Genomic DNA, 5,349 nt, shown 5'->3' on the forward strand with positions numbered 1-5,349 from the left:
CCGGACCCGCCGCAGCCGACGCTCCGGCGCCGGGTGAGCCCGCGGCGCTGAGAGGCGTGCCGCCCGCGCCGTTCGCGCAGCCCCCGGGGCGAGGCCGGAGCCATGCGGTAGCCTTGGCCCGTGGCCACTGACTATCAGGCGGAGATCCAGTCTCTGCGCAAGACCTTCCAGAAAATCTCCTCCGTGACCGACCCGGAGGCGCTTCGCGCGCGCATCTCCGACCTCACCGAGCAGTCCGCCGCGCCGGACCTGTGGGACGACCAGGAGAAGGCCCAGGCCGTGACGTCGAAGCTCTCGCACGCCCAATCCGAGCTCGACAGGCTGGAGAGGATGGAGACGGCCATCGACGACCTCGGGGCCCTCAAGGACATGGCCGACGAAGAGGCCGCCTCGGACCCCGAGACCGCCCGGGAACTCTACGCGGACATCGACGGCGAACTGGCGAACGTGGCGGCCGCCCTCTCCGAGCTCGAGATCCGCACGCTTCTGTCCGGCAAGTACGACGAGCGCGACGCCGTCGTGACGATACGCTCGGGAGCCGGCGGCGTCGACGCCGCCGACTTCGCGCACACCCTCCAGCGCATGTACCTGCGCTGGGCCGAACGCCGCGGCTACAGCGCGAAGGTGCTCGACACCTCCTACGCCGAAGAGGCCGGGATCAAGTCGACGACCTTCGAGATCAGCGCGCCCTACGCCTACGGGACGCTCTCCGTCGAAGCCGGCACGCACCGCCTCGTGCGCATCAGCCCCTTCGACAACCAGGGGAGGCGCCAAACCTCCTTCGCCGCCGTCGAGGTCATCCCCCTCATCGAGCAGACCGACCACATCGAGGTCCCCGAGGCCGACATCCGCGTCGACGTCTTCCGCTCGTCGGGGCCGGGAGGCCAGTCGGTCAACACCACGGACTCCGCAGTCCGCATCACCCACGTCCCCACCGGGATCGTCGTCTCCATGCAGGACGAGAAGTCCCAGATCCAGAACAGGGCGGCGGCCATGCGAGTGCTCCAGTCCCGCCTCCTGCTGCTCAAACAGGAGGAGGAGGCCCGGGAGAAGAAGGAGCTCGCCGGCGACATCAAGGCCTCGTGGGGGGACCAGATGCGCTCCTACGTGCTCCAGCCCTACCAAATGGTTAAAGACCTGCGGACGGGATACGAGGCGGGCAATCCCGACGCGGTCTTCGACGGCGACATCGACGGATTCATCGACGCCGGCATCCGCTGGCGCGCCACCGGCGAGAAGGCCGGATCCCAGGAGTGAGCCCCCTGCGGGGATGAGCCCGCGGCGCTGGAGGCGGTTGGAGCTCGCAGGCGCGGTTTCCGAGGATCTGGATGGCTGAGCCCGCGGGCCTCCGGGCAGGCTCGGCTGGGTCGTCGGACGGGGCGGGCTCGGGCGATCCCGCCGGACTGGCCAGGCCTTCCTCCCGCGGGCCGACGCACAGTTCACATGCAGATCGCATACAGATTCGCGGGGCTTCGGCGCGCCCCGGCGAACCGCCGCGTCCATGCGCGTAAGGTCGATTCGACCCAGCACACGACACCCGGCGGTTCTTCATGATCACATTCGACCACGTGACAAAGCTCTATCAGAAGGGCGCCCGCCCGGCGCTCGACGATGTGAGCCTGGACGTCGAGCGCGGAGAGTTCGTCTTCCTCGTCGGCCCGTCGGGTTCGGGCAAGTCGACCATGCTCGCGCTCATCCTCGCCGAGGAGCGCCCCACGTCGGGGCGCGTGCACGTTCTGGGCAGGGACCTGGCCGGCGTGTCCCAGCGCCGCGTCCCCTTCCTGCGCCGTCGGATCGGCACGGTCTTCCAGGATTTCCGGCTGCTGTCGGGCAAGAACGCCTACGACAACGTCAAGCTCGCCCTGCAGGTGATCGGCGCGCCCAGGCACCGCATCAAGACCGAGGTCCCCGAGGCCATCAAGATGGTCGGCCTGGACGGCATGGAACGGCGGCACATGTCGGAGCTGTCGGGCGGAGAGCGGCAGCGCGTGGCCATCGCCCGCGCCATGGTCAACCGGCCCCAGATCCTGCTGGCCGACGAGCCCACCGGGAACCTCGACCCGGAGACGGGCCTGTCCATCACGAAGCTCCTCGACCAGATCAACAAGACGGGCACGACGGTGGTCATGGCCACCCACGACCACAGCATCGTCAACCAACTGCGCAAGCGAGTGATCGAGCTCAGCGACGGACGGGTCGTGCGCGACCAGGCTCGCGGCGTCTACGAAGGAGGCCGGAAGTGAGACTCCGATTCGTCAGCACCCAGACCCTCAAGGGGCTGTGGTCCAACCGCGCCATGGCCCTGTCGGTCGTCCTCGTGACCTTCGTGTCCCTCATCTTCATCGGCGCGGCCTCCCTCCTGCACAAGCAGGTCGGCCAGGTCCGCGACCAGTGGCTGGCCAAGCTCGAGATCGCCGTGTACATGTGCCCCCGGGAGAGCAACGCCGAACGCTGCGCCGACGGCGAGGCCACGCAGAAGCAGATCGACGCGATGGACAGGGAGCTCAAGTCGGGCGAGGTCTCCAAATACGTCGACACCTACACCTTCGAGTCCAAGGCCCAGGCCCTGGCCAACTACAAGAAGCAGATGAAGGGATCGGGCTACGAGGACAACGTCACCGAGGCCGACATGCAGGTCTCCTTCCGGATCAAGCTGAAGGACCCGCTCGACTACAAAGTCGTCACCGAGACCCTCAGCGGGCGCAAAGGCGTGGAGGTCGTCAACGACCAGAGCGAGAACCTGGAGTCCCTGCTCAACATCCTCAACAAGTTCATGAAGGTCTCCGTCGTGCTCGCGGCGATCATGGTGCTCACCGCCCTGCTGCTCATCCCGACGACGATACGGCTGTCCGCCATGTCGCGAAGGGACGAAACGGAGATCATGCGGTACGTGGGGGCCTCGAACTTCTTCATCGAACTGCCGTTCATCCTCGAAGGCGTCGTCTCGGCGCTGCTGGGCTCGGTGCTCGCCGTCGGCGGGCTGTGGGTGGCGGTCAAGTACTTCATCAAGGACTGGCTGACGTCGGCCGTCGTCTGGCTCAAGACCGTCGGCACCCACGACGTCGTCGTCCTCGCCCCCATGCTCGTCGGCGGGGCTCTCATCGTGGCGGCGCTCGCATCGTGGATAACGCTCCGCCGCTACGCAAAGGTTTGATTCTGACATGGAGGCTGTCATGGCAAAGTCGAAGCGCTGGCTGTCCGCATTGGGCGCGATGGGCCTGGCCGCGGGAGCGGTCTTCTCCCCGTCGTACGCGGACGACCGCGACGATCTGGTGAACAAGAAAAAGCAGCAGGAGGCCCAGATCGAGTCGTACAAGTCCTCGCTGGAGGGCGTCGACACGAATCTCCAGGCCGTCTACCTCAAGCTGAAGGAGACCCAGGCCCAGATCCCCGTCGCCCAGGCCGAGCTCGCCACTGCTCAGAGCGAGCTGGCCGCGGCCACCAGGCAGCAGGAGGCCGTCTCCGCGCAGCTGCAGGCCGCCCAGGGGGAGCTGAAGACGATCAAGCAGACCGTCTCGGCGAACCAGGAGAACGTCGAGTCCACGCGCAAGGACGTGGGGGCTGTGGCGCGTGCCCGCTACCGCGGCGAGTCCGTGCCGACGCGTTGGGACATGCTCGTCGGGTCGAAGTCCTCCAAGGAGTTCCTCGACGCGGTCTCCGCCTCCAGGACGGCTGAGCGCACCCAGTCGACGGCGCTGTTGAAGGCCGAACAGGCCACGGCCGCGGCCAAGAACCGCCAGGCCCGCCAGAGCGCCGTCGAAGCCAAGATCGGCCAGCTCAAGAAAGAGGCGGACAACCTCGTCTCCGCCAAGACCCAGAAGGAATCGGCGGCCCAGGCCAAGGCCAACAACCTGGCGTCTCTCCAGTCCTCCTACTCGACTCAGAGCCAGCAGCTCTCGGCGCAGAAGCAGAGCTTCCAGGCCTCCCTGGCGAACGTCAACTCCGCCCGCGACCAGACCGCCGCCCAGATCGCCCAGATCGACGCGGAGAACCAGCGGAAGGCCCAGGCGGCCAGGGCGGAGGCCGCCAGAAAGAACGCGGCGTCCGGCAACTCCGGCGGAGGCTCGAACTCGGGCGGCCAGGGCGGCGGTTCGGGTTCGGGAGGCTCCGGCGGGGGAGGCGGCGGCGCCTCCGGCGGAGGCTTCCTCATCCCCGTGATCCCCCGGCCCCTCTACGTCACCTCGCCCTTCGGCATGCGCGAATACCCCTTCGGCGGCCGCTGGATGCACAACGGCGTCGACCTGCGCTCGCCGTGCGGGCAGGCCCAGGTCGCGCCCGGGAACGGGGTCGTGGCCAGCGTCAGGCCGGCCGCGGGCAATTCGACCCACGGCAACCAGGTGTTCATCAACCTCGGCAACGTCAACGGGCACTCTTGGGTCGCCGTGACGAACCACATGTCCGCGTTCAACGTCCGGCCCGGCCAGTCGGTCACCCAGGGGCAGGTGATCGGGTGGACCGGCCAGACCGGCCAGGTCACCGGATGCCATGTCCACATGGAGGTCTGGCGCGACGGGCAGGTCATCAACCCCATGTCGCTCCCCGGATTCTGACGCCCCTCGTCCCGGAGCGGCCGCGCCCGCCTCGGGGGCGAGGGCCCTCGCCGCGCCGCTTCCCCTTGCAGGCATTCGGGCCCCGGGTGGCCTGGGATCGTTCGATTCCGGACCCCAGGGCCGTTTTGGACCGCGCGGGGCCTTCGGCTACCCGGGACAGTTCCAAGACAGTTCCAAATCGTCCGGGACCGTTCCAGACCGCTCGGAGGAGGCAGCGGGCCAACCCCGGGCCTCCGCGGCGAGGCTGTAAGATGGACGCTCCGCTCTCGAGGACGAAGGAGGCCGCCATGGCCAAGGCCAGGACCGGGAAGCCCACCGCCGCCGAGAAGGCCAAGGCGGCGGCCGACGCCAAGCAGGTGATCGCCCGCAACAGGAGGGCCCGGTACGACTACTCCATCGACGCCGCCTACGAGGCCGGACTGTCCCTGACCGGCACGGAGGTCAAGGCTCTGCGCATGGGGAGGGCCTCGCTCGCCGACGCCTGGGTGGAGCTGGACCGCTACGGCGAGGCATGGATCCACGGCATGAACATCCCCGTCTACGCCATGGGGACGTGGACCAACCACGCGCCCACCCGCAAGCGCAAGCTGCTCCTGCACAAGGAGGAGATCCGCAAGCTCTCCCAGAGGGTGCAGGCCAAGGGCTACACGGTGGTGCCGCTCGAGCTGTACTTCATCCGCGGCCGGGCCAAAGTCGAGATAGCCCTCGCGCAAGGCAAGCAGGAGTGGGACAAGCGCGAGACGATCCGACGCCGCGAGGCCGACCGCGAAGCCCAGCGCGCCATGGCGGCGGCGCGCCG

At 68.3% G+C, this 5,349-nt stretch carries 5 protein-coding genes; all 5 read left to right on the top strand.

Translation table 11 applies throughout. The annotated features are described in order from the left end of the window. The first annotated feature begins 120 nt into the window (after positions 1-120). Positions 121-1,257, top strand: a complete 1,137-nt coding sequence (prfB, locus tag HMPREF0043_RS05805; protein WP_021602018.1) for a peptide chain release factor 2 — start codon at positions 121-123, stop codon at positions 1,255-1,257. Positions 1,258-1,550: 293 nt separating this feature from the next. Then, positions 1,551-2,243, top strand: coding sequence for a cell division ATP-binding protein FtsE (gene ftsE / locus HMPREF0043_RS05810; protein WP_021602020.1), 693 nt, complete (start codon positions 1,551-1,553; stop codon positions 2,241-2,243). Continuing rightward, the gene (gene ftsX / locus HMPREF0043_RS05815; protein WP_021602021.1) at positions 2,240-3,154 is read left to right on the top strand and encodes a permease-like cell division protein FtsX; all 915 of its coding nucleotides are present in this window, start codon (positions 2,240-2,242) and stop codon (positions 3,152-3,154) included. The genes ftsE and ftsX overlap by 4 nt, the downstream gene beginning before the upstream one ends. A gap of 19 nt (positions 3,155-3,173) precedes the next feature. After that, on the top strand, positions 3,174-4,550 hold the full coding sequence (locus HMPREF0043_RS05820; protein ID WP_040317963.1) for a M23 family metallopeptidase: 1,377 nt from the start codon (positions 3,174-3,176) through the stop codon (positions 4,548-4,550). 251 nt (positions 4,551-4,801) lie between these two features. After that, the coding region (gene smpB, locus HMPREF0043_RS05825) for an SsrA-binding protein SmpB (RefSeq protein ID WP_021602023.1) at positions 4,802-5,349 on the top strand (548 nt) is incomplete at its 3' end.

It is taken from the genome of Actinobaculum sp. oral taxon 183 str. F0552 (assembly GCF_000466165.1).
In the GTDB taxonomy this organism is placed as follows: domain Bacteria; phylum Actinomycetota; class Actinomycetes; order Actinomycetales; family Actinomycetaceae; genus Peptidiphaga.

What these genes read in the sequence shown, in the direction of transcription:
- ftsE (WP_021602020.1), top strand. Translation starts at nt 1,551, where the DNA reads ATGATCACATTCGACCACGTGACAAAGCTCTATCAGAAGGGCGCCCGC.
- HMPREF0043_RS05820 (WP_040317963.1), top strand. Translation starts at nt 3,174, where the DNA reads ATGGCAAAGTCGAAGCGCTGGCTGTCCGCATTGGGCGCGATGGGCCTG.